This is a genomic window from Aeromonas bivalvium (genome assembly GCF_046078285.1).
Taxonomy (GTDB): domain Bacteria; phylum Pseudomonadota; class Gammaproteobacteria; order Enterobacterales; family Aeromonadaceae; genus Aeromonas; species Aeromonas bivalvium.
Genome location: NZ_JBGXBV010000014.1, coordinates 1 through 25,044, shown reverse-complemented (window position 1 = coordinate 25,044; position 25,044 = coordinate 1). Strand labels below are relative to the sequence as shown.

At 60.3% G+C, this 25,044-nt stretch carries 21 protein-coding genes; 11 read left to right on the top strand and 10 right to left on the bottom strand.

Annotated features, from left to right (window positions below):
• Positions 1-5: 5 nt before the first annotated feature.
• The gene (locus tag ACEUCR_RS19640) at positions 6-1,643 is read left to right on the top strand and encodes a site-specific DNA-methyltransferase (protein ID WP_408791965.1); all 1,638 of its coding nucleotides are present in this window, start codon (positions 6-8) and stop codon (positions 1,641-1,643) included.
• Between the two features lie 9 nt (positions 1,644-1,652).
• A complete protein-coding gene (locus ACEUCR_RS19635) occupies positions 1,653-4,505 on the top strand; it encodes a DEAD/DEAH box helicase (RefSeq protein ID WP_408791963.1) in 2,853 nt (950 codons plus the stop codon).
• A 254-nt stretch (positions 4,506-4,759) separates the two neighbouring features.
• Here the strand turns inward: ACEUCR_RS19635 and fis are convergent, their stop codons facing one another.
• Both fis and dusB read right to left on the bottom strand, forming a co-directional pair.
• Positions 4,760-5,056, bottom strand: coding sequence for a DNA-binding transcriptional regulator Fis (fis, locus tag ACEUCR_RS19630; protein WP_005309538.1), 297 nt, complete (start codon positions 5,054-5,056; stop codon positions 4,760-4,762).
• Positions 5,057-5,081: 25 nt separating this feature from the next.
• On the bottom strand, positions 5,082-6,047 hold the full coding sequence (gene dusB / locus ACEUCR_RS19625; RefSeq protein WP_041996686.1) for a tRNA dihydrouridine synthase DusB: 966 nt from the start codon (positions 6,045-6,047) through the stop codon (positions 5,082-5,084).
• 349 nt (positions 6,048-6,396) lie between these two features.
• Here dusB and ACEUCR_RS19620 point away from each other — a divergent pair, with 349 nt between their 5' ends.
• From ACEUCR_RS19620 to ACEUCR_RS19605, 4 genes are all read left to right on the top strand, one after another.
• Positions 6,397-7,755: a TolC family protein gene (locus ACEUCR_RS19620; protein WP_408791986.1), complete on the top strand. Its 1,359-nt coding sequence runs from the start codon at positions 6,397-6,399 to the stop codon at positions 7,753-7,755.
• Positions 7,756-7,852: 97 nt separating this feature from the next.
• Positions 7,853-8,830 carry an HlyD family secretion protein gene (locus ACEUCR_RS19615; protein ID WP_041996726.1) on the top strand — a complete coding sequence of 326 codons (978 nt, stop codon included), beginning with the start codon at positions 7,853-7,855 and terminating at the stop codon, positions 8,828-8,830.
• The gene (locus ACEUCR_RS19610; RefSeq protein WP_408791962.1) at positions 8,830-9,963 is read left to right on the top strand and encodes an ABC transporter permease; all 1,134 of its coding nucleotides are present in this window, start codon (positions 8,830-8,832) and stop codon (positions 9,961-9,963) included. The genes ACEUCR_RS19615 and ACEUCR_RS19610 overlap by 1 nt, the downstream gene beginning before the upstream one ends.
• 85 nt (positions 9,964-10,048) lie before the next feature.
• Positions 10,049-11,221 (top strand): ABC transporter permease, encoded by a 1,173-nt coding sequence (locus ACEUCR_RS19605; RefSeq protein WP_408791960.1) that lies wholly within the window; start codon positions 10,049-10,051, stop codon positions 11,219-11,221.
• A 61-nt stretch (positions 11,222-11,282) separates the two neighbouring features.
• Here the strand turns inward: ACEUCR_RS19605 and ACEUCR_RS19600 are convergent, their stop codons facing one another.
• Together ACEUCR_RS19600 and ACEUCR_RS19595 are read right to left on the bottom strand one after the other, a co-directional pair.
• Positions 11,283-12,137: a DnaA ATPase domain-containing protein gene (locus ACEUCR_RS19600; protein WP_041996698.1), complete on the bottom strand. Its 855-nt coding sequence runs from the start codon at positions 12,135-12,137 to the stop codon at positions 11,283-11,285.
• A 53-nt stretch (positions 12,138-12,190) separates the two neighbouring features.
• A complete protein-coding gene (locus ACEUCR_RS19595; protein ID WP_408791958.1) occupies positions 12,191-12,865 on the bottom strand; it encodes a DnaT-like ssDNA-binding domain-containing protein in 675 nt (224 codons plus the stop codon).
• Positions 12,866-13,080: 215 nt separating this feature from the next.
• Between ACEUCR_RS19595 and ACEUCR_RS19590 the strand changes: the two genes are divergently transcribed.
• Positions 13,081-14,052 (top strand): response regulator, encoded by a 972-nt coding sequence (locus ACEUCR_RS19590; RefSeq protein ID WP_041996729.1) that lies wholly within the window; start codon positions 13,081-13,083, stop codon positions 14,050-14,052.
• Between the two features lie 70 nt (positions 14,053-14,122).
• Here the strand turns inward: ACEUCR_RS19590 and ACEUCR_RS19585 are convergent, their stop codons facing one another.
• The 3 genes from ACEUCR_RS19585 to ACEUCR_RS19575 form a co-directional block, all read right to left on the bottom strand.
• Complete coding sequence (locus ACEUCR_RS19585) at positions 14,123-15,523, bottom strand: peptide MFS transporter (protein WP_408761159.1); 1,401 nt, start codon at positions 15,521-15,523, stop codon at positions 14,123-14,125.
• Between the two features lie 213 nt (positions 15,524-15,736).
• A complete protein-coding gene (galU, locus tag ACEUCR_RS19580) occupies positions 15,737-16,648 on the bottom strand; it encodes a UTP--glucose-1-phosphate uridylyltransferase GalU (protein ID WP_408791956.1) in 912 nt (303 codons plus the stop codon).
• 91 nt (positions 16,649-16,739) lie between these two features.
• Positions 16,740-17,057, bottom strand: a complete 318-nt coding sequence (locus ACEUCR_RS19575) for a ComEA family DNA-binding protein (RefSeq protein ID WP_111873486.1) — start codon at positions 17,055-17,057, stop codon at positions 16,740-16,742.
• Positions 17,058-17,248: 191 nt separating this feature from the next.
• Between ACEUCR_RS19575 and cysQ the strand changes: the two genes are divergently transcribed.
• Positions 17,249-18,004: a 3'(2'),5'-bisphosphate nucleotidase CysQ gene (cysQ, locus tag ACEUCR_RS19570; RefSeq protein ID WP_408791955.1), complete on the top strand. Its 756-nt coding sequence runs from the start codon at positions 17,249-17,251 to the stop codon at positions 18,002-18,004.
• Between the two features lie 79 nt (positions 18,005-18,083).
• Here the strand turns inward: cysQ and ACEUCR_RS19565 are convergent, their stop codons facing one another.
• The 3 genes from ACEUCR_RS19565 to ACEUCR_RS19555 form a co-directional block, all read right to left on the bottom strand.
• Positions 18,084-18,380: a YciI family protein gene (locus tag ACEUCR_RS19565; protein ID WP_392441610.1), complete on the bottom strand. Its 297-nt coding sequence runs from the start codon at positions 18,378-18,380 to the stop codon at positions 18,084-18,086.
• Between the two features lie 24 nt (positions 18,381-18,404).
• Entirely contained in the window at positions 18,405-18,956 is a 552-nt protein-coding gene (locus tag ACEUCR_RS19560; RefSeq protein ID WP_408748694.1) for a septation protein A, read from the bottom strand.
• A gap of 273 nt (positions 18,957-19,229) precedes the next feature.
• On the bottom strand, positions 19,230-20,741 hold the full coding sequence (locus ACEUCR_RS19555; protein ID WP_041996720.1) for an aminotransferase class V-fold PLP-dependent enzyme: 1,512 nt from the start codon (positions 20,739-20,741) through the stop codon (positions 19,230-19,232).
• 234 nt (positions 20,742-20,975) lie between these two features.
• Between ACEUCR_RS19555 and trhA the strand changes: the two genes are divergently transcribed.
• The 3 genes from trhA to ACEUCR_RS19540 all read left to right on the top strand — a co-directional run.
• The gene (trhA, locus tag ACEUCR_RS19550; protein WP_408748692.1) at positions 20,976-21,608 is read left to right on the top strand and encodes a PAQR family membrane homeostasis protein TrhA; all 633 of its coding nucleotides are present in this window, start codon (positions 20,976-20,978) and stop codon (positions 21,606-21,608) included.
• 128 nt (positions 21,609-21,736) lie between these two features.
• Complete coding sequence (locus ACEUCR_RS19545; protein ID WP_408791953.1) at positions 21,737-23,398, top strand: putative transporter; 1,662 nt, start codon at positions 21,737-21,739, stop codon at positions 23,396-23,398.
• A 227-nt stretch (positions 23,399-23,625) separates the two neighbouring features.
• A partial coding sequence (locus ACEUCR_RS19540) for a retention module-containing protein (RefSeq protein ID WP_408791951.1) occupies positions 23,626-25,044 on the top strand: 1,419 nt, incomplete at its 3' end.

The following is a 25,044-nucleotide window of genomic DNA, read 5'->3' as shown; positions in this document are numbered from 1 at the left end:
AAAACATGACAACATCTAAGCAAAAACTGGAACTCACCTGGATTGGCAAGGATAAACGTCCTCGCCTTGAGCCGCGTATTTTCCTCGAAGATAAGAGCCTCTCTTATCAGTTCTCACCAACCGCTGCAGATAGAGACAATGCAGCCAATACTGCTTTTAATGATAATCTGTTAATTCATGGCGATAATTTGTTGGCTCTTAAGTCGTTGGAGCAACAATATGCAGGAAAGGTGAAGTGTATCTTTATCGATCCACCATATAACACCGGTAGTGCATTTACCCATTATGATGATGGTCTTGAACACTCAATGTGGCTCTCTTTGATGAGAGATCGCCTAGAGTTGTTGCGGACACTAATGACATCCGATGGGTCAATATGGATTGCAATAGATGACAATGAATCCCATTACCTGAAAGTTCTCTGCGATGAGGTTTTCGGAAGAGGGAATTTCATTGGTAATGTTGTATGGCAGAAGAGAACATCTCCTGACAATCGGCTACGTCTTGGTAACGCTCAAGATCATATTTTAGTTTATGGTTTAAGCCCTGACACCCATAAACTTTTCAATCAGTTGGATATTAGCGAGGCAAGAAGGAGCGCATTTAAAAACCCTGATAACGATCCTAGAGGGCCTTGGGCTTCAACGGATTGTACTGCTCAAGCCGGTCATGCTACAGCTAGTCAGTTTTACACGCTAACTACACCAGGGGGGAGAGTGATCGAGTTACCTCAAGACCTGTGTTGGCGTTATACAAAAAAACGTATGGAAGAGGAGATTTCAGAGGGTAGGATTTGGTTTGGCAAAGACGGTAAAGGTGTTCCACGGAAAAAAACGTATCTTTCAGAAGTAGAAGGCCAAAACGCTTGGTCATGGTGGACGAACGCCGAAGTAGGACATAATCAAGAGGCAAAAAAGGAAATTAAAACGATATTTCAAGGGGTCGATACTTTTGATACACCTAAGCCTGAAAGGTTGATTCAACGTGTTATTCGGATTGCAACTAATCCAGGCGATCTTGTTCTTGATTCATTTGCTGGTTCAGGAACAACTGGCGCAGTCGCTCATAAAATGGGCCGTCGCTGGATCATGGTTGAGCTGGGCGAACACTGCCACACCCATATCGTTCCGCGTCTGAAGAAGGTGATTGATGGGGAGGATCAAGGAGGCATTTCCAAGGCTGTTAACTGGCAAGGTGGCGGTGGCTTCCGTTATCTTCGCTTGGCCCCTTCTTTGCTGAAAAAGGATGACTGGGGCAACTGGGTGATCAACAAGGAATATAACGCCGAGATGCTGGCCGAGGCCATGTGTAAGCATATGGGCTTTACCTATGCGCCGAGCCAGACCCAGTTCTGGAACCATGGTTACAGCACCGAGACCGACCATATCTACGTGACCACCGGCTCGCTGGCCTATGACCAACTCAAGCGCATCAGTGAAGAGGTGGGGAGTGACCGAACCCTGCTGATCTGCTGCAAGGCGTTTATGGCGGAAGGTGCCGACTTCCCGAATTTGACGTTGAAGAAGATCCCCAAAGTGATTCTAAACAAATGCGAGTGGGATCATGACGACTACAGCTTCACCCTCAATGTGCTGCCGGAAGAGCAGGACGAAGAGTGGGCCGATGACGACAGCGAAGAATAAGGAAAGACAATGAGCAACGGGACCACTATCGCCAAACAAATCGGAGCGCGTCTCTCCCTGCGCAAGCCGCAGAGTGAATCGCTCGCGATCCTCTGCCGCTTGTTAGAACAGCTGAAGCTGGAGAAAGAGCCTGATTTACAGTGCTGGATTGATCTCCTTAAAACCGAGAAGCTGCCATTCAAGAGTTTTGAGCGAGACTTCCCTTCGCTCTGCTTTGCTCTGGCAACCGGTGTTGGTAAGACCCGCCTGATGGGAGCCATGATTGCATGGCTCTATCTGACCGGGCGTAGCCACCATTTCTTTGTCTTGGCCCCGAACCTGACAATCTATGAAAAGCTCAAGCAGGATTTCCTGCCCGGTTCACCCAAGTATGTGTTTCAGGGTATCCCCGAACTGGCCCAAACTCCGCCGGTATTGATCACCGGTGATGACTATCAGGAGGGGCGTGGCGTTCGCCTGGATCAGGTTCAAACAATGAGTGCCACGGGTGATATGTTTGCACTCGAGACAGCGCCGCATATCAACATTTTTAATGTCTCCAAGATCAATGCCCTGGATAACAAGAAGGGGGCAGAGAAGTCCAAGCAGGCAAAAATACGCCGCCTTCAGGAGTATATTGGCGACTCCTACTTCAACTACCTGGCCGACCTGCCTGACTTGGTGGTCTTGATGGATGAGGCTCACCGCTACTATGCCGATTCTGGGGCAACGGCAATCAATGACCTCAAGCCGGTGCTGGGTATCGAGTTGACGGCAACCCCGAAAACCACTGGGGCTAAGCCAAGGGATTTCAAGAACATTGTCTATCACTATCCGCTTGCCCGAGCGCTTAATGATGGTTACATCAAGACCCCGGCAGTGGCGACTCGCAAAGATTTTAAAGCCAGCAGTTACAGCGAGCTGCAGCTTGAAACCATCAAGCTGGAAGATGGTATTCACCATCATGAATACGTCAAGACTGAGCTGGCCAGCTACGCCAATAATACCGGTAGGCCACTGGTTAAACCCTTTATGTTGGTGGTCGCGCAAGATACCATCCACGCCGAAGCCATCAAGGCCCGTATAGAAGACAGCGAGTTTTTCCAGGGTGCCTATAAGGGTAAGGTGATTACCGTCCATTCCAACCAAACAGGCCAGGAATCTGACGAAAACACCCAGCGCCTGTTAGCAGTTGAGCATGACAAGAACACCGAGATCGTCATCCACGTTAACAAGCTCAAAGAAGGCTGGGATGTCACCAACCTCTACACCATCGTGCCGCTGCGTGCGTCTGCTTCCGAGATCCTGACCGAGCAGACGATTGGCCGGGGCTTGCGTCTGCCCTATGGGAAACGAACAGGGATCGAGGCAGTGGATCGCTTGACGATCATTGCCCATGACCGGTTTCAAGAGATCATTGACCGTTCCAACCAAGAAGACTCTATCATCAAGAAAACACTCTTCATCGGTGCCGATGATGACGATGACGGGATCCCGGAACATAAGCCCAATCAAGTGATCGTGCCATCGCAGGCCGATACGCTACTGGGACTAACTCCTACTGATGGCCAGGGCCATCAAGTCAAGGAGGGCTTTGCTCCACCATACCAGGGCAACAGTATACACACGGGTAATCCTCCACCGGTTCTCGCAACTGAGGCTCAGCGGCAAGTTGCCGAGATCACTGTCAGGATCATCAGCGATGAAGCCAAGCGTCTTGGAAGCAGCAAAGAGTTGATGACACCTGAAGTGCTACAAAGCGTTACCCGCAAGGTTCAGCAGGTAATGAAGGAGATATCACCACCTATCTCCAGCCCAGCCATTCAACCAGAGCTGACCGGTATGTCTTCCCCTGCTCCAATTGCTCCGCGTGAGTTGGATGAGAAGAGTATTGCGAAGTTAGTTGGCCAGATTTCTGAAAAAGTAGCAGAACACACTATCGACATTCCCCAGATAGTGATCCTGCCGACCCGTGATGTGAACTATGGTTTTGCAGAGTTTGAGTTGGGTCGGTTAGACAGCATTGCGATGCGGCCAAGTAGTCAGGAGATTCTGCTGCAAAATCTGCAGGACAACAGCTCCAGCACCATCAGTTGGGCGCAAAGCGGCATGTCAGAGGAGCGGCTGGAAAACTACCTGGTTCATTATCTCTTCGATCATGACGAAATTGACTATGACGAGCATGCGGGATTGCTTTACCGCCTTGCAGGGCAAATGGTTGCGCATTTGCAAACCTACCTGAATGATGAAGAGGTAGAGGTTCTGCTCAAAACGCAGGGACGGCAACTGGCAGACTTTATCTGGGTGCAGATGAAACAGCATATGTGGACGACACCAACCGATTACGTTGGCCACGTTACTAAAGGGTTTGATGTATTACGCCCAGCCACCTTCAACTATGCCCATAACGAACAGCCTCGTGACTTCCGCTCTCCCATCCAGGCAGGAGAGAAGAGTAGGGTTCGCCAGATGCTGTTCACAGGCTTTAGCAAATGCTGTTATCCGTACCAAAAGTTTGATTCTGTCGATGGTGAGTGGCGCCTGGCGCAGATCCTCGAAGGGGATGCAAGCGTGCTTAAGTGGATGAAGCCTGCCCACGGGCAGTTCCGGATCGAGTATGCCAATGGGCAGAACTATGAGCCTGATTTCGTGGTGGAGACTAAAGACGCCTGTTTGTTGATCGAGCCCAAAAAGGCAACCGAGGTATCAACCCCAGATGTGCAAGCGAAAGCTCGGGCTGCGGTTCGCTGGTGCAAGTACGCTAACGACTATGCAAGCCAGCATTCTGGCAAGCAATGGCGTTACTTACTGATCCCCCATGACGATATCGAGTTGGGTCGGAGCATTGCGGGTTTGATGCAAGAGCATGAGATGACGAGTTAACCGAGGCTCGTACAGCTAAACAGAAACAACAGCAGAGGGCTTTTTAGCCCTCTGCTGTTCTATGGAGTGGCCAAAAAATCAGGAGGACTGGAGGCTGTGGCTCAAAGACAGTAATCAGTACGACCTTAAAGGGGGGGTGGGGCAACATAGATGCCTAGCTCTACATATGTGGGTTCAAATGTGGGTTCAAAACTAAAAAAGCACTTTCATTAAAATGAAAGTGCTTTTGTTTTCAATAGCTTAGTTGTTATGGCTTAGTTCATGCCGTAGCGCTTGAGTTTCTTGCGCAGGGTGCCACGGTTGATCCCCATCATCACGGCGGCGCGAGTCTGGTTGCCACGGGTGTACTGCATGATCACGTCCAGCATGGGAGCTTCGACTTCGGAGAGGACCATATCATACAGATCAATCACTTCCTGACCGTTCAACTGGGCCAGGTAGTTACGCAGGGCCTGTTGCACAGAGTCACGCAGGGGGCGTTGGGTGGGCTCGGCAGCGTGATTGTGAGTAGTTGTTACCAATGCATCAGAAGTCAGGGTTTGTTCGAACATATTCGGTCGGCTCTTTAGTTATGCGTTAACCTAATCCATCGAAATACGCTTCGAGTGCCTCGAGCTGTGCGTCTGCACAATCCAAGGCATTGAAGTGCTTACGGAATTCTCGGCCCGTCTCTTCTTCATCCAGATACCAGCCCACGTGTTTACGGGCAATGCGCGCTCCCAGAAAGGCACCGTAAAACTGATGCAGATTGGTGACATGCTCGTTCATCAGGGTGCGAACCTCATCCCTCTCGGGAGGTGGCAGCTTGGTTCCTGTCTCAAGAAAATGACGGATTTCCCGGAAAATCCAGGGTCGTCCTTGCGCAGCACGGCCGATCATCACGGCGTCGACACCGGTATAGTCGAGGACATACCGGGCCTTCTCCGGGCTGTCTATGTCGCCATTGGCGACAACAGGAATCGATACGGCCTGCTTAATCGCCCTGATAGTGTCGTACTCGGCTTCCCCCTTGTAGAGGCAGGCGCGGGTACGACCATGCACGGCAAGGGCCGCGATACCGCAATCTTCGGCGATTCGGGCGATCTCCTCGCCATTGCGGTTATCCGGATCCCATCCTGTGCGGATCTTCAAGGTGACAGGCACCTCCACTGCATCGACCACGGCCCGGCAGATGGATCTGACCAGGTCGGGCTGGCGCAGCAGGGCGGAACCTGCCAGCTTCTTATTCACTTTTTTTGCCGGACATCCCATGTTGATGTCGACGATCTGAGCGCCCTGCTCCACGTTGTAGCGGGCAGCAAACGCCATCATCTCGGGGTCGGATCCGGCAATCTGGACCGATCGCAGTCCGGTTTCGGCAGAGTGGCCCATTCTCATCCTGGTTTTCTGGGTGTCCCAGACATCCGGGTTGGCCAGCAGCATCTCGGAAACGGCCATGCCAGCTCCCAGACGCAAGCAAAGCTCACGAAATGGTCGGTCTGTCACACCGGCCATGGGGGCCACAATCAAGGGAGTTTCAAGCGTGTGGGGACCTATCTGCATTCCACGGTTACCATCGGCTTAGGGCGGCGTATATTACGCATTTTTTAGTCAGGATAAAAGGTTAGTATTTGAGCGTCAGGCATTTTTTTCTGAAAAAAACGGCTCGCGAGCCCTTGCAAATTCAGGAGTGCTTGAAAACCGGGCAAATTGTGATGGGGGCTGCCCGTACCCTGCCATGGGGGATACAATCGGATTAGCCCTGACCATGATCCCGGGCTTTGCGTTATGATAATCGCCTCGAGTTGAGTAAAAACTCGAATCACTGTCGCGACAAACCACACAACCAACAGATTGGGGACGTATGAGAGCAAGCTTTACCTGCCCGTTGGCGTCGTGTCTGTTATGGCTCATGCTGGCGCCGGTCCAGGCGCAGCCACTGAGCTTTAGTCAGGCCTGGAGCCGGGTGTTGCAGCAAGACGAGGGCTTGGCGGCGGAGCAGGCCGGTGTCGAGCGGGCCAAGCAATTGCGCGAGGCGGCCAAGGCCATGTATCTGCCCAAGGTTGACCTTGGTGCCAGCTATACCCATCTGGACAAGCCGGTGGAGCTGGACATGCTGGATCTCAACCCCATCGCCAATCACCCCGAGTTCGGCCGTATCCTGGGGCCCGTGATGCAGGCGCTGCAGCTCGGCGCCAGCGACTTCGTCACCCCCCTCACCAAGCAGAACGTGGTCACCAGCTCGGTCAAGATGCTGTGGCCGCTCTTCGTGGGGGGACGCATCGATGCAGCCCAGGACATCCGTCAGGCCCAGGTGAGCGAGGCGCAGGAGCAGCTGGTGCTCAAGCAGCAGGCCAGCTTCGAGAGCCTCTCCCAGACCTATTTCGGGGTGGTGCTGGCGGCCCAGGTGGTGCAGACCAAGCAGGAGATAGAACAGGGACTGGCCCATCACCTGGATCATGCCAAGAAACTCGAAGCCCAGGGACAGATAGCCAAGGTCGAGCGGCTCTCGGCCCAGTCCGCCTATGACAGGGCGCGTATCGACACCCAGAAGTATCGTCGCAGTCTGGAAATCGCCGAGCTGGCGCTTTCCCGCATGCTCAAGCTCAAGGGGGCCGAGCCGGACAACCGGCTGTTCATCAACGAACAGATACCGGCCCTCGATGGATTCGTGCAGGAGACCCTGGCGGTGCATCCCGGCCTCAAGCTGCTGGCCGCCAAGAAGGAGCAGGCCCAGGGGCTGATCAAGCTGGAGAAGGGGAAATACGCCCCCGAGCTGTTCCTGTTTGGCAACTACAACCTCTATGAAGATGACTCCATCACCTCCAGCCTGACGCCGGACTGGCTGGTTGGCGTCGGTGTCAGCCTGCCCCTGGTTAGCCGGGATGGCCGCTCCGAGACGGTACAGGCCGCCAAGAGCGCCGAGTTGCAGGTGAACCTGCTGCAAGCCAAGACCCGGGAAGACCTGGAGCTGCTGGTCGAGAAGACCTGGCGCGAGGCGGCGCAAGGGCTGGAGGAGTATCAGGCCCTGGCGTCGACCCAGCAGCTGGCACAGGAGAACGTCTCCCTGCGGGACAAGGCGTTTGCCCAGGGGCTCTCCACCTCGCTGGATGTGGTGGATGCTCGCAACCAGCTGGCCGGGGTCAAGACCCAGCGCGCCGCGGCGGCCTACCAGTATGTGGTATCCCTGGCGCGCCTGCTGGCCCTCTCCGGCCAGATGAACAGTTTCAATCAGTATCAATTTGGCCGGGCGACCGAGGTGCGTTCATGACCCACGCCAGCCACAGACCCGTCACTCACATCTGTATCGGCCCCACAGGCCCAGCCTTCGAGGAATCCGCATGAGTCACTCCCCCCTACGCCAGCAGATGCGCCAAGGTCGGCCGCTGCTGCTTCCCCTGCTCCTGGTGTTGCTGGTCGCCTGGCTGGGCTGGCGTTTCTGGCTCGCCTATCAACCTGAGCCGGTGCGGTTGCAGGGACAGATAGAGGCGCAGCAGTATTCCGTCTCCTCCAAGGTGGCCGGCCGCATCGACCAGGTGCTGGTAAAGAAGGGAGATGTGCTGACCAAGGGACAGCTGGCGTTTACCCTGGCGAGCCCCGAGATCGAGGCCAAGCTGAGTCAGGCCAAGGCCGGTGAGGCGGCCGCAGGTGCCCTGGCCGAGGAGGCCGAGAAGGGGGCCCGGGCCCAGCAGATCGCCGCCGCCAAGGATCAGTGGCAGCAGGCCAAGGTCGCCGCCACGTTGCGGGGCACCACCTATCAGCGGGTCGCCAACCTGCACAGGGACGGTGTCGTGGCGCTGCAAAAGCGTGATGAGGCCTGGACCGCCTGGCAGGCAGCCAAGTACAGCGAAGGCATGGCCTGGCAGCAATATCAGCTGGCGCTGGAAGGGGCGCGGGAGGAGACCAAGGTCGCCGCCCGGGAGAAGGCCAAGATGGCGGCGGGCTCGGTGGCAGAGGTGGAGGCCTATCTGGCCGATACCCGCATCACCAGCCCCCATGACGGCGAGGTGGCCCAGGTGCTGCTGCGCAGCGGCGAGCTGGCACCCCAGGGGTTCCCCGTGGTGACCCTGCTCGACATGGAGGATGCCTGGGCCCAGTTCCACGTCCGTGAAGATCTGCTGCCCCGCTTTGCGGTGGGGGCCGAATTCGATGCCAGCATCCCGGGACTGGGGGATCAGACGGTGCGCTTCAAGGTGACCCATGTGGCCGTGATGGGGGATTTTGCCACCTGGCGCGCCACCGATACCCGTCAGGGGTTCGACATGAAGAGCTTCCAGGTGGAGGCGCGCCCCTTGCAACCGGTTGAAGGGTTGCGGGTCGGCATGAGTGTCCTGGTCGAACTCTGATGAGAGAGGAGCTCAGCCAACTGTGGCGTGATCCCTTCGGCCGGGCCCTGGTCAGCTGGCTGCCCCTGCTGCTGATGGGCATGCTCTGCTGGATCTTCTCGGCTGCCCTGGCGCGGGATCTCAGCATAGGTCTGGTGGACCTGGACAGGAGCCAGCTATCGCGCCAGCTCGCCTATTCGCTGGATGCCTCTGCCGGGCTCAAGCTAGCGCAGCAGTTTGACGCCATCGACGAGGGGGCCAGAGCCCTGCGCGGCGGTGACATCTACGCCCTGGTAGTGATCCCCCATCATCTGGAGCGGGATGCCCGTGAGGGCACCCAGCCCCAGGTGACGGTGTTCAACAACGGCCAGTTCATCCTGATCGCCAAGCTGGTCAACTCGGCCCTGGCCCAGGTGGTCGGCACCCTCAATGGCCAGGTCGGCGTGCTGCAGGCCCTGGCAGAGGGGCAGGCGCTGCCGGGGGCTCTCGGTCAGGCGTTGCCCATCAACAACCAGATCACGGCGCTCTACAACCTCAACTCCAGTTATGCCCAGTTCCTGCTGGGGGCCCTGTTGCCCGCGGTATGGCAGATATTGGTGGTGCTCTACGGCCTGGGCGCCCTGGCGCGGGCTGACAGGCTGGGCCAATGCTGGGCCGCACAAGGGGTCTGGCGCGGGATGTGGCGCAAGCTGGCGCCACATTGGATCATCGGCTGGGGCTGGGGCCTGGGTTGGAGCCTGATGCTGTTTGTGGTGCTGGGTTACCCCATGCAGGGTAGCTGGCTCGTCCTCACTCTGGGGCTTGGGCTGACCACGCTCGCCTGCCTGGCCATCGGGGCCGGTATTTATGCCCTGTTGCGGGATGGGGCGCGGGCCATCTCCATCGCGGGGGCCCTGACCGCCCCCGGGTTTGCCTTCATGGGGGTCACCTTCCCGGCCAGCGCCATGGGCAGTTTTGCCCAAGGCTGGCGCAGCCTGCTGCCCATCTCCCACTACATAGAGGTGCAGATAGGGCAGGCCAACTACGGCCAGCCCCTGGCCCTGGCATGGGGGCAGCTCGCTCCCCTGCTGCTGTTCCTGCCGCTGTTCTGGTGGGTGGCCCATCGTTATCGGCATGAGGCCCTGGCCAGCGACGGGCGCGGGCAGGAGCAGTGACCATGCTGACCGTGTCGAACCATGTCAACGCAGGATCCGGGGCTTCCCATGGAGGATCTGCTTCGGCTGCCCAGGAGGCGAGCGCATGATGGGATTTTGGGATCTGGTGCGCCTCGAGTTGCGCTCCTTGCTGACGGACAGGGCCATCATGCTGACTCTGTTTGGCGGCGTGCTTTTCTACTCCTTCCTCTACCCGCAGCCCTATTTGCAGCAGTTGCCGCGGGAAGAGCCCGTGGTGGTGGTCAATGATGATGGCAGCCAGCTCTCCCGCCAGCTGGAGTTCATGGCCGATGCCACCCCCCAGGTGCGTCTGGTGGCCAGGGTGAGCAGCCTGGATGAGGCGCGCCAGTGGCTCATCGATGGCCGGGCCAGCGGCCTTTTGCATATTCCTCGCCATTTCTACCGTGATCTGCGCCAGGGGCGGAGCGTGACCCTGAGCTATGGCGGCGATGCCTCCTACTTCCTGGTCTATGGCACCATCGCCGAGGGGCTGGCCCAGGCGAGCGGTACCCTGGCCGCCCAGGTGAAGGTGGCGCGGCTGCTGGTCGAGGGGGAGGCACTGCCCCAGGCCGCCAGCGGCTGGAGCGCGGTGGGGCTCAATGTGGTGCCGGTATTCAACCCGACCATGGGTTATGTGCACTATGTGGTGCCCGCCGTGTTCGTGCTGATCCTCCACCAGGTGTTGCTGATGGGGGCCGGCATGCAGGGGGCGACCCAGAACCAGCTCGGCGAACGGGGAGAGCGGGGTTACTGGCAGACGGCGCCCGTACCGGCGCTGCTGCTGGCACGGACCCTGGTGCTGGGGGGCCTGTTCCTGTTGCCGATCAGCTATTTCTTCGGGTTCAGCTTCGATCACTACCAGATAGCCCGCACCGCCTCGCCGGGGGCGCTCTGGCTGTTTACCCTGCCCTTCGTGCTCGCCACCACCCAGCTGGGCATATTGCTGGGGGCCCTGCTGCGCAGGCGGGATCTGCCGAGCCAGATAGTGCTGCTCTCCTCCTTGCCGCTGGTGTTCCTGGCAGGGTTCATCTGGCCCGTCGAGCTGATCCCGGCCCCCCTCAACTGGCTGGCCCAGTGGCTGCCAAGCACCCCGGCCATCGGTGGTTTCCTGCGTCTCAACCAGATGGGGGCCGACTTTGCCCAGGTGGCACCACTCTGGTGGCAGCTATGGGGACTGGCAGCCCTCTACGGCACCCTGGCCTGGTTCTGGCTGGGGCGGCGGCAGCACCAGCTCGGGGCGCCGCCAGCGGGGTCCTGAGCCACGCCAGATGCAACAAGGCGCCCTCGGGCGCCTTGTTGCATTGAGCCGGGCCACCCCGTCAGCCGTTGTAGTGACCTATGTTGGGCCGACGGCTCGGGCCGCTCAACTGGATATCCACCGGGTTGAACGCCTTGATCGCCTCGAAGCTGAAGTCGCCGATGGCCTGATGCAGGCTCTGGGGGCTGTGGTTGGTGATGATGATGACGCTTTTCGACAGGTTGCGACGCCGGCGCAGCAGGTGGCCGAGGAAGCTGGACTGGCTCTCCGCCATCTTGGCGCGGTTGGCGGCGACCTCGTCGAGGATCAGCAGATCCACCTCTTCCAGGGCGCGGCGATACTGGTTGCGCTCCTCCTGATCCTGAATGACGTTGAAAAACAGCCTGTCCACCACAGAGGCCCACTGCTGGAAGATCACCGACTTCTGGTGCTGTTCGATCAGCTCATGGGCCACGGCGCCGGCCAGTGTGGACTTGCCGGTGCCATAGTCTCCATAGATCAGCATGCAGCCGCCACCGCTCTTCTCCCAGTGCTCGAAGCCGCTGATGAAGTAGCGGGCCGTCTCCATGGGGTATTGCAGGCTGGGATCGCTGGCATCCATGCGTTCGAATACCCAGTCCGGGTTGAGGTCGGCCTGGGCGATCAGCTTCTGGATCCGCTCCTGACGTGCCGCCTTCTGCAGCTGGCGCACCTCGGCATTGGCCTTGGCGTCGTACTCCTTGCGCAGGGTCTCGTAGTCGTACTGACCGCCGCCGGTTTCGGCCTGCAGCTTGCGGATCCGCTCGAGCAGGCCGCCCACGTGACGGCTCAGTTCGGGATCATGGATGCGGTTGTCCTGTTTCGACTTGGCGATGCGCTGGCGTTTGGCCTCGATTTCGGCCAGCTCCTGGCGCAGGGGATCCTGTTTGTCTGTCATCTCGCTATGCTCCTGGTGCGGCCGGGGTTATCAGGGGTCGGGTATGGGCTGGCTCAATCATCTTCGTTCTCCTGCTGTCCGGCCAGTCGTTTCGCCTGCTCTATCATCTCCTGGGCGCGCTTGCTCGGGCCCGTGCTGACAGGCTCAGGGCTGATCTGCTGGTAGCCTGCCACCATGGTGGGCTGACGCCTGGCGTAGCGGCGGGTCTTGAGGGCCCGGATGAACTTGAGCATCCATTGATGCTGGGAGTCAAACACCTCGGGGCGCCCCAGCCAGTAGGCGATGAACTCGCCGAGATCCTCTTCGCTGTAGCTGGCATCGATGACGCCGCACAGCCGGGCCAGGGCGGGCAGTTCCTCATCCGGTCGCCAGTGCAGGTGCATCTGGAATGGCCTTTCCGGCAGCGGGCTGCGGCTGCGCTGGCTCAGCAGGGGCAGGCTGAAGCTGCACTGATGGTAGTGCTCACTCTCGGCCTGGCTCTCTATCTGCAGCAGACCCGCCTCGATCAACTCGTCAAACAGGGCCGTCAGCTGGCGGGCATTGACCTGGTAGCTGAAGCCGCTGGCATCCATGGGGTCGACCACGGCCAGGGCACGCCCCAGCTCGGGGTAGCTGAGCCGAGGGGGCTGATGCTCCATGACGAGGCGACGCAGCTGCAGGCTGTAGAGGCTGCGAGCCGGATGGGACAACCTGGGATGGGCAAGGGCGCTGTATTCGGCTGGGGTCATGGTCTGCTTCGCTGGCGTGAGTGGAGGCATTATCCCCCATGGTGGGCTTCGGCACAATTGAGGGCGGCCCAGCTCCTGTCCATGCTGGCCGAATGAGACTCATACGACCGTGGATTAATTATCATGGGCGGGTTTCTGGGTATCTCGTCCCCCGGCACCGGACCCTGGTCTAGGATTAGGCTCTAATCGGCATGAACCACAAGAGCAGTTGCAAGATGTTAAGAGCCGGACTCAGGATCCTGGTGGTGGAAGATGAAACCGTCTTTCGCCACATGTTGGTGAATTATCTAGAAAATGAAGGGGCTTGTGTGTTCCAGGCCGAGGACGGTATCGAGGGGCTCTCGGGGGCGGCTCTCTATCAGCCGGATCTGGTGCTGTGCGATCTCAACATGCCCAACCTGGACGGTCACGAGGTGATCGCCTGTCTGGCTGCGCGCTACCCCCAGATCCCCATCATCGTCATCTCGGGTCAGGATAGGATGGAGGTGGTCGGCCGCGCCCTGCGCGCCGGTGCCCGGGATTTTCTGCTCAAACCCATCCGGGACTGGTCGCAGGTGGTCCGGAGCATAGATCAGTGTCTGCTGGCCCAGGAGGCCGCCAATTCGCAGCTGGAGCTGGTAGAGCACCTGCACTATTTTCGTCGCCATGACTGGGCGGCGACCCGGCTGCTCGACAGCCTGTCGACCCCGGTATTGCAGGAGTGGGGCCCCTGGCAGGTGACATTTGAGGGGATGGGCAACCTCTTCATCCCGGATACCTTCAGAGTGGACAACCGCCTGCTGGTGCTGGTGATGGAGCTGCCGGTGCTGGCCGAGGATGCCGCCTTCTGCGGCGCCCTGGTGCGCTCCTTGCTCAATGTTCCCTATCGCCAGTATCAGCAGAGAGAGAGCCAGCTGCTGGCCCAGCCCCATCGCCTGCTGGCCTATCTCAACTGGCAGCTGATGGAGTCGGGACTGCGCCACTCCTTCGCCATGGCGGCGCTGCTGTTTGACGAGACTGACGGCCTGAGCTTCGCCAACGCCGGCATCACTTCGCCCCACTGGCTGATGCGCTGCGGCGGTCTGCCCCTTGGTCTGATGCGCGATGGTCATTATCGGCTGCACAAGCGCAGCTGGCACGATCCCTTCGAGCTGCAGATCCGCAGCGACAGCGGCAGCGCCCTGCATATGCAGGTGCGTCATCACTGAGGGCGGACTCGGCCATATAAGAAAAGGGCGCCCCAAGGGGCGCCCTTTTCTTGATGGCAAGGCATCACTGTCAGACGGTGGCGGAGTGCAACGGCTTCTCTGCCTGCTCGGCGGGCTCCTGGGCGGGGCCTTCGGCGCCGTGCATCCAGTAGACCAGACGGTTGGCCATGGTCAGCAGCAGCAGGGCGCTGATGACGGCGGCGGCGGCGATGCCACCGAAGATGGCGATGGCGCCGGATTCTCCGACGAAGGAACCGATGAAACCGGCGGCATAGTTGGCCAGGGCGACGAAGCCGAACCAGGCGCCCATCATCAGGGAAGCCAGGCGCAGCGGCGCCAGCTTGGTGACCATGGAGAGGCCGATGGGGGAGAGGCAGAGCTCACCCAGGGTATGGAACAGATAGGCGCCGACCAGCCAGAACATGGAGGTCTTGACGCTCTGATCCCCACCCTGCTCCAGCACGGCGCCGATCATGAACAGGAAGCCGACGGCCAGGAACAGCAGGCCCATGGCGAACTTGACGGGGGAGTTCGGCTCTTTCTTGCCGAGTTTGATCCAGATGGCCGCCACTATGGGTGCTAGGGTGATGATGAAGAAGGGGTTCAGGGACTGGAACCAGGCGGTCGGCACCTCGAAGCTGCCGATCATGCGGTCGGTGTACTCCTGGGTGTAGAGGTTCATCAGGCCGCCGGCCTGCTCGAAGCCGGCCCAGAAGATGATGGTGAACAGGCCCAGGATCAGGATGACCTTGATGCGATCCACCTCCTGCTTGGTGAGGGGGGCCTTCTGGTTCTTGGCCCGCTTGGCGGCGGCGAGCTTGGCGGCGGGGACCCGGCCAATGTCGCCGAGGAAGTTCTGGGCCATGGTGGCCTGCAGCACCAGGGAGAGCAGCATGCCGATGCCGGCGCCGACGAAGGCGGCCTGCCAGCCATAGGCGGTGGCGGCTGCGCCACAGATCACCCCGGCCAGCAGGGAACCCAGGTTGATGCCCATGTAGAAGATGGTGAAGGCACCGTCACGGCGGTGATCCCCTTCCTGATAGAGGTCGCCCACCATGGTGGAGATGTTCGGCTTGAACAGGCCATTGCCCACGATCAGCAGGGCGAGGCCGGCATAGAAGACGCTGTTGACCATGTCCGGGAACATGGCATGGGGCAGGGCCAGGGTGAATTGACCCGCAGCCATCAAGATGGCACCGATCAGGATGGCGCGACGTTGCCCGAGTATGGTATCGGCCAACCAGCCGCCGATGAGGGGGGTGATATAGACCAGGCCGGTGTAGATGCCGTAGAGCTTGAGGGCATCGGCCTGGCTCCAGCCCATGCCGCCGTTGGCGGTCAGGTCGGTGAGATAGAGCACCAGTACGGCACGCATGCCGTAGTAGGAGAACCGCTCCCACAGTTCGGTGCTAAAGAGCAAAAAGAGCCCTTTAGGGTGACCTAAAAAGGTCCCTTTTGACGGATTATTCATGGAACTTCCACCTGTATCTTCTATTTTTTTAGGAATTTTATGCAAGGGCTCGGAACAAGCCTTAAACCTTATAAAACAAGCGTGATTGAATTACAAGGTCATGATTTGGGACATAATTGTTTGCTCAAAGCTGAATTTTTGTTTCAGAAATGGAAGCGGGGCATCGTTTGATGCCCCGTTTAATATTTTGCAATATGGCTAAATTTTTAGCGTTTACAACTGTTTGACGAACTGGGTCAGCCACTGCTTGAACTCATCGCCGAGCTCGCGATGGCGGCTGGCATATTCGACGTTGGCCTTCATATAACCGAGCTTGCTGCCGCAGTCGTGGCTTCTGCCTTTCATGGAGTAGGCATTGACCTGCTCGCGCTCCATCAGCATGGCGATGGCATCGGTCAGCTGGATCTCGTCACCGGCACCGGCCGGGGTCTTCTCCAGCAGGGGCCAGATGTTGGCCGACAGCACGTAACGGCCGACCACCGCCAGGTTGGAAGGGGCCTCGTCCCGGGGAGGCTTCTCGACGATGGCCTGCATCGGCAGGGACATGCCGGCGGTCAGTGCCTCTCCCTTGACGTCGGCGATGCCGTATTTGTCGACCTCGCTCTCGGGGACTGCCTCGACCATGATCTGGCTGATCTGATCCGCTTCGAACAGGTGTACCATCTCGGCCAGGTTGTCCCGCTTGAGATCGCTGGCCACCTCGTCGATCAGCACGTCCGGCAGCAGTACGGCGAAGGGGTTGTCACCGATGAGCGGGTGGGCGCAGAGCACGGCATGGCCCAGACCTTTCGCCTCCCCCTGGCGCACATGCATGATGGTGACGTCCTTGGGACAGATCTGCTGCACCTCTTCCAGCAGCTGGCGCTTGACCCGTTTCTCCAGGGTCGCTTCCAGCTCGAAACTCTTGTCGAAGTGGTTTTCGATGGAGTTCTTGCTGGAGTGGGTGACCAGGATGATCTCCTTGATCCCGGCAGAGATGGCCTCGCGCACCACATACTGGATCAGCGGCTTGTCGACCACGGGCAGCATCTCTTTCGGGATGGCCTTGGTGGCGGGCAGCATACGGGTACCCAGACCGGCTACGGGCAGCACGGCCTTGCGAACAACAAGCGGGGTCTTCTTCATGGAGATATATCCGGTGAGACAAAGTGCCGTCATGATACCCGAAGAAAAATGGGGCAGCCACCGGCCGCCCCATTCTGAGTCCAACTCCCCCTTACTTGACGATGAGCTGATCCCGGTTGGCCTCCAGGGTGGCCGGGCCTATGCCGCTCACATCGGCCAGCTGATCCACAGAGCTGAATTTCCCCTGTTTCTCCCGATAGTCGATGATGGCCTGGGCCTTCTTGTCGCCTATGCCCTGGAGGCTGGTGAGCTCGCTCAGGCTGGCGGTATTGAGGTTGATCTTCCCTGACTGGCTGGCCGGAGTGCTGGCCACCGGCGGATTGGCCACCTTGTTCGCCGCCAGGACCGGCTGACCGAGCAGCGGCAGGGTGGCGAGCAGCAGGGCGAGAGTCGTCGAGGTTCTGTTCATGGATGCTCTTCCTTGAGTGACGACGCGGTTGCGCCGAATTGATATTTAGCTCAATGGCGGCGATTGCTCTTTGTCAGAATTGACAGTGTCCGGCTGACACTTTTGACAGGGCATAACTCATGAGAAACGGCTATAAGCCCGGGCTCCCCGTTCGGTTAGACTGAGCTATCTTTTTGACTTGGAAGCTATTTATGTCTCCCTCCCAGATAACCGAGCTCGAGGCGATCGCCCGGGCCGCCGGCCATGCCATCCTGACCGTCTACCAGCAGGCCTTTACCGTGGAGTACAAGGCCGACGAGAGTCCCTTGACGGCGGCGGATCGGGCCGCCCATGAGGTGATAGTGACAGAGTTGGCTCGTCTGACCCCGGAGATCCCTGTGTTGTCAGAAGAGTCTGGCGATGCGGAGCTGCAGGCGCGTCATGGCTGGCCGCGTTACTGGCTGGTGGATCCTCTGGATGGTACCAAGGAGTTTGTCTCCCGCAATGGCGAGTTCACCGTCAATATCGCGCTGATCGAACAGGGTCGGCCGGTCTGGGGCCTGGTCTATGCCCCCGTGCTCGACCGCCTGTGGTACGGCGGCAAGGGGTTGGGAGCCTGGCGCATTGCGGCGGGTGAGCGGACGGCGATCCGGACCCGGCCCCATCGGGAAGGGACGCCCTGGCGAGTGGTGGGCAGTCGCAATCATCTCTCCCGGGAGACCCTGGATTTTCTCGCCCCTCTGGGGGAGATTGAACTGGTCTCCATGGGCAGTTCGCTCAAGTTCTGTGTCATCGCCGAGGGAGACGCCGAGCTCTACCCCAGGCTGGCGCCGACCTGCGAATGGGACACGGGGGCGGCTCAGGCAGTGCTGGAAGGGGCGGGGGGCAGCGTCACCCGGCTCGATGGCACCCCCCTCGTCTACAACAAGGCCGACATTCTCAATCCCTGGTTCGTGGCGCGAGCCTGAGGGCCCGGCAAGGGGTGAGGCACAGGCAGCAAAAGGCCGGACATGGGTCCGGCCTTTGTATTTGTTTCTCGCCTTGAGCTCAGAAGACTCTCTTGAACGGCTTGATGGTGACCTTGGCATAGACACCGGCAGCCACATAAGGGTCCGCATCTGCCCAGGCCCTGGCCTCGGTCAGGCTGTTGAACTCGGCGATGACGGTGGAGCCGGTAAAGCCTGCATCTGCCGGATCGTCGGCATCGATGGCGGGGTTGGGGCCGGCGGTCAGCAGGCGGCCCTCATCTTGCAGCGCCTGCAGACGCGCCAGGTGGGCGGGGCGAGCCTGCTTGCGCAGGGGCAGGCTTTCGGGCACATCTTCCGAGTAGATCAGATACCACATGGAATCATCCTTTTCTGGTTGCGGTTATTTCTTCTGCTGGGCCTTCTGCTCCGCCGGCATATGGCGGTAGAGATAGATGCCGGACAGCAGGGTGAACACCAGGGTCAGGCCGAGCAGGCCGAACACCTTGAAATTGACCCACACCTCCTGGGGAAGGGTGAAGGCGACATAGAGATTGAGCAGGCCGCACAGGGTAAAGAAGCCGGACCAGGCCAGGTTGACCCTGTCCCAGATGGCGTCGGGGGCCTGCAGCTCCTTGCCGAGCATCTGCTTGATCAGGTTCTTGCCAAAGCCGTAGCGGGCGACGAGCAGGGCCAGGGCAAACAGGGCGTTGATGACGGTCACCTTCCACTTGATGAAGGCGTCATCATGGAAGAAGACGGTCAGGCCACCGAAGAAGCCGACCAGGAGGAAGGTGAACAGCTGCATCTTCTCCACCTTGCGATAGCGCAGCCAGCCATAGAGCAGCTGCAGGCCGGTGACGACCACCAGGGCGCCGGTCGCGGCATAGATGTCCACCATCTTGTAGACGGCAAAGAAAACGATAAGGGGAATAAACTCAAAAAATTGCTTCATGCTGATCCATCTACCTCGAAATTTCAGCCAGTGTACCCGCCCGTCAAACAACGGCAAATGAATAAGACCCGCCTTGAGGGCATGAGTTCCCCTTCGCTGCCCGGCAAAGCGCGGCGGATGAACAAGATCCATCCAGAGGGCGTGAGCTCCCCTTCGCTGCCTGGCAAAGCGCGGCGGATGAACAAGATCCATCCTGAGGGCATGAGCGCCCCCTTCGCTGCCCGGCAAAGCGCGGCAGATGAACAAGGTCCCTCTTCGAGGGGGGGGTTTCCGTCAGTGCCCGGCAAACAGCTCGGCGGCGATGGTCCGGCCGAGCCGGATCTGATCCGCCAGCAGCGCCTGTATGTCCGACTCCTCGATGGCGGGATTGAGCAGCACGGCGCGCAGCAGCACCAGGGGCTGATCGCCGTAGGGAGGCAGGGTGCGCTGGGTGCGGGAGACGAAGCTGTGTCCCTCGGCCCGCTGGGCTTTTTGCAACGCCACGTTGAAGGCGTTGATCTGGACGTTGGCTGCCTCGTCCAGGGGCTGGCCCTGCAGGTGGGGCGGCAGGCAGCGATAGGAGAGCAGGTTCATCACGGGGGCCGACATCAGCTCGAAGGCGGGATCTGCATCGATCAGTGCCGCCATGCGCCTGGCCTTGTCATAGTTGGCCTCGATGAGGGTACGGTAGCCTGCCTCGCCGAGCAGCTGGAAGGCGGCATCCAGGTAGAGGGCGTTGGCGGGTCGGGTCCCCTCCAGGGTGAAGCGACCCTGATCGAACGAGCTGGCGCGGATAGCGTAGGGGGCCTCCCGCTTGACCGCCATCACCAGATCCGGGCGCTTGCACAGCAGCATGCCGGTGCCAAGGGGGATGAGCAACTGCTTGTGGCCATCCAGGGTGACGGTGTCGGCCTGGGCGATACCGGCCAGCAGGGGCTGGTAACGGGGGGAGAACAGGGTCGGGCCACCCCAGGCCGCGTCCACATGAAAATGGATGCCCTCCCGGCGGGCGATGGCGGCGAGTTCGGGCAAGGGATCCACCGAGCCAAAGTCGGTGCTGCCGGCCACCCCTATGATGGCGATCACCTTGATGCGCTGCGCCCGGCATTCGGCGATGGCCGCCTCCAGGGCGGGCAGACTGAGGCGATTGTCCGCATCCGTCTCCAGTCGGCGCACGCTCGCGGCCCCCAGACCCAGCAGATCCATGCCCTTGTCGAAGGAGTAGTGCATCAGGCGCGATCCCAGGATGACGGCGCCGCGGTAACCCTGCTCGACCAGATGGAACAGATTGTCCCCCACGGCATGGTTGCGGGCCAGCCAGAGGGCGGTGACGTTGGCGATGGTGCCGCCGCTGGTCATGACCCCGAGCGCCGCATCCTTGGCATGCATCTGGCTTTGATAGAAGTCATCAGGGGCCTGATAGACGAGGCGATGCAGCTTGGCCAGCACCTCCCGCTCGAGAAAGCTGAGCAGGCGGGAGGACTCCATCTTCATCGGATTCTGGTTGAGCATCACCAGCAGCCGCGCCAGCTCGCCGGTGAAGGCGGGCAGGGGGGCCGTCATGTGACCCATGTAGTGGCGGGAGGCGAGGTGGGAGACACCGGGGATCAGCTGCTCGAGCCGCGTCAGGTAGGCCTGGGGATCCATGCCATTCTCCGGCATGCAGGGGTCGTCGAGCTGTTGGCAGAAGCGGTCACGCCGATAGGGGGCCTCGCTGTCATCGGTGCGGTGAAAGCGCTCCAGCAGGCGGGTGACGGCGGCGGCGAAGGCCGGATCCGGCTTGGCAAACAGTTCGGTCAAGTTCATTCGGGTCTCCAGACCAGGCCGCCAGGCCACGCCATCCGGGTGCATGGGCCAGGGATAGTGGCGGCATCAACAGGGGTAATACGCAGGACCATGCCAGGGGCGGGTCGCTGGCGGCAGAGGATACACCAAAGGGGGGCCGCTGGCAGCCACCCCCTTTTTTCAGCTAACACTTGTACTCTTAAATGGGCTTGGCTAGAGTAAACACCCTAATCACATGTGTCGAGAGTGGGTGCGATGGACTATTCCCCCCGTGAAGAGTGGGCGAATCGCTGGAGCCATGGCCTGGGGCTGGGGCTCGCCGTGGTAGGCGGGATCTGCCTGTTGCTCAAGGGATGGGATCAGGGCCTGCTGGCCAGGATCAGCTACGGCCTCTACGGCGGCAGCCTGCTCCTGCTGTTTCTCGCCTCGACCCTCTATCACAGCATGGGAGACGGGCCCTGGCGCCACAGGTGCAAGATCTTCGATCACTGCGCCATCTACCTGCTTATCGCCGGCACCTATACCCCTTTTCTGCTGGTGGCGCTCGATACGCCCCTGGCGAGGGGCCTGATGGCGCTGATCTGGGGCCTGGCCCTGGCGGGAGTGTTGTTCAAGCTGGTGTTCATCCACAGGTTCAAACGCTTGTCTCTGGTGACCTATCTGCTGCTGGGCTGGCTCTCCCTGCTGGTGGTCTATCAGCTCTATCTCAGTCTCGCAGCGGGCGGCCTGGCGCTGCTCGGGCTCGGCGGTCTCATCTACAGCCTGGGTGTCATCTTCTATGCCAACAGGCGGATCCCCTACAACCATGCTATCTGGCATCTGTTCGTGCTGGGGGGCAGTGCCTGCCACTTTGGTGCCATCTATGGCTATGTGGCCGCGCTCTCTTGACCTCAACGCTATCCCTTAATTGGTAATTCTGGCGCCGGATAAAGCCAGAATCGTGCGCCGACCCACAGTCGCCGATGCTCTTTGCTGACAAGCTAGGCTCAGTCTGATTCGAAACAAGGATGGCTGAGATGAGTGAAATCGCGCTTTCCATCAGCATGTTGTCGCTGGTGGCGGTGCTCGGACTCTGGCTGGGCAATGTGAAGGTCCGGGGGGTGGGGCTGGGGATAGGGGGAGTGCTGTTCGGCGGCATCCTGGTCGGCCACTTCGCCGGCCTGTTCCAGCTGAGTTTTGACGACCATACCCTGCACTTTATCCAGGAGTTCGGGCTGATCCTGTTTGTCTATACCATCGGCATCCAGGTCGGCCCCGGCTTCTTCTCCTCCCTGCGCAGCACAGGGCTCAAGCTCAACGGTTTCGCCGCCCTGCTGGTGGTGCTGGGGGGCGTGGTGGCCCTGGTGTTGCACCAGCTGTTTGATGTGCCCCTGCCGGTGATCCTGGGGGTCTTCTCCGGCGCCGTGACCAACACCCCCTCCCTGGGGGCGGGGCAGCAGATCCTGGCGGAGCTGGGCGCAGAGCCTGGCTCGACGGCGCTGATGGGGATGGGCTATGCGGTCGCCTATCCGTTCGGGATCTGCGGCATCTTGCTCACCATGTGGCTGGTTCGCCTGTTCTTTCGCATCAAGATCGACGAGGAAGCGGCCCGATTCGAGCAAGAATCCGGCACGGTGCGCGAGACGCTCCAGACCATGAACATCGCGGTGCGCAACCCGAACATGCACGGGCTCATGCTCAAGGAGATCCCCAGCCTCGACGAGGCGGATGTCATCTGCTCGCGCCTCAAGCGGGGCGAAGAGCTGATGGTGCCGCGCCCGGAGACCTGCATCGAAACCGGCGACCTGCTGCACCTGGTGGGTGAGCGCCATGCCTTGCGCAAGGTGCTGCTGGTGCTGGGGGAGGAGGTGGACACCTCTCTCTCGACCCGGGGTACCGAGCTGAGAGTCGAGCGGGTGGTGGTGACCAATGAGCAGGTATTGGGCAAGAAGATCCGCGATCTGGAGATAAAACAGCGATATGACGTGGTGATCTCGCGACTCAACCGGGCCGGGATAGAGCTGGTGCCGACCAGCCAGACCAGCCTGCAGTTCGGGGACATCCTCAACCTGGTGGGGCGGCTCGATGCCATCGAGGCGGTCACCAGCGTGGTGGGCAACGTGCAGCAGAAGCTGCAACAGGTGCAGATGCTGCCGGTGTTCATCGGTATCGGGCTCGGCGTCCTGCTCGGTTCCATCCCCTTCTATCTGCCGGGGTTTCCGGCGGCCCTCAAGCTGGGTCTGGCGGGAGGCCCCCTGGTGGTGGCGCTCATCCTGGCCCGGGTCGGCAGCATAGGCAAGCTGTACTGGTTCATGCCGCCCAGCGCCAACCTGGCCCTGCGGGAGATAGGAATAGTCCTGTTTCTGGCCGTGGTAGGATTCAAATCGGGGGCCGGTTTCGTCGATACCCTGATCCATGGCGATGGACCGACCTGGGTGCTGTATGGGATGGCGCTGACCCTGATCCCACTGCTGGTGGTCGGTGTGCTGGCGCGCCATTATGGCAAGCTCAACTACCTGACCCTGTGCGGCCTGCTCGCCGGCTCCATGACCGACCCTCCCGCCCTGGCGTTCGCCAATGCCATGCATCCAAGCAGTGGCGCCAGCGCGCTCGCCTATGCCACCGTCTATCCCCTGGTGATGTTCCTGCGCATAGTGTCGCCACAGCTGCTGGCCATCCTGCTCTGGGTGGGGGCCTGATTCTGGCTGGTGCCTCATCATGGCGCCAGCCAATATCAAACGATTGAAATAAATAGTTATTTATCAACAAGTACAGTAAGTGCCAACCCTTCTGTTTCCTCGTGAAAAACTGTCAGGAAAGTCGCCATTCTTTCTAAATTTCTCACTGGTTACTGGTGACTCATTCGAATAGATTGGACGGTGGAAAATTGCACGCCCATCGCAGGGATCACTCATCAGGAGAATACATGAGCGCCAATATCGTCACCCTGGAACAGGACATAGTCGTGACCCGTCTGACCAACCCGGTTTACCTGGTCGGGGAGGATGGCAGCCTGCGGCAGCTGGCCGAGGGGGACGTGGTGGCCAAGGGGGCTCGCTTGATTTCGCCCACCGGCGCCATGGTGGCCGCAGATGGACGGCAGATCCCGATCCCCATGGCGGAGATGGCCCCTGATGAGCAGAATGCACTCCTGACCCTGAACGACCCGGCAAGCGGGGGGCAAGACGATATTGCGGCGCTGCAAAGGGCCATCCTCGATGGCATCGACCCGACCCAGGCATTCGAAGCGTCGGCAGCCGGTGGTGCCCCCGCGGCAGGGGGCGGCGTGGCGGGTGGTAGCGGCAACGGCGGTTTCATCGTCGTCGATCGCAGCGGGGACGCGACCCTGGCCAAGGGCGGCTTTGATACGACGGAGCCCGTGACCACAACCGAGCGGCGAGTGCCCCTCGATGGCCGCGATGATGAGTCACTGCCGGATGTGACCGCCCCCCTTATCTCGATATCTGCCCCGGACAACGGCAACGACAGCACCCCGACCATCACGGGCAGCACCAATGCCGCGCCTGGCAGCACTGTGACCCTGGTGGTGACCGACGCCAATGGCAACCAGCAGAGCCTGACGGCCACGGTGCAGCCGGATGGCAACTTCAGTGTGGATGTGACGACACCTTTGCCCGATGGCGGCTATGAGGTAACCGCCAGCGTGACCGATCCTGCCGGCAATACCGGCAGCGCCACCGACAATGGCAGCGTGGACACCATTGCCGGCATTACTGTGACACTGGATGACGTGAACGGCAGCAATGTTGCCAATGCTCCCATCACAGGCACCTCCGATGTCGGCCCGGGCCGTACCGTGACCCTGGTGATCAGCGATGCCAACGGCGACAAGGTGACCGTCACCGCCGTCACCGATGCCGAGGGCAACTACCGCACCACCGCAGACCTGAGCGGGCTGGCCGATGGCAACCTGACCGTCGAGGCCAGCGTCACCGACGCGGCGGGCAACCCGGCCCGCGCCACCGACGACACCAGCGTGCTGGACACCACCGCGAACATCACGGTGAGCCTGGATGACGTGAACGCCGCCAACGTGGCCGACGCCCCCATCAGCGGCAGCTCCGATGTCGGTGCCAACCGCACCGTGACCCTGGTGATCAGCGATGCCAACGGCGACAAGGTGACCGTCACCGCCGTCACCGATGCCGATGGCAACTACCGCACCACCGCAGACCTGAGCGGGTTGGCCGATGGCACCCTGACCGTCGAGGCCAGCGTCACCGACGCGGCGGGCAACCCGGCCCGCGCCACCGACGACACCAGCGTGCTGGACACCACCGCGAACATCACGGTGAGCCTGGATGACGTGAACGCCGCCAACGTG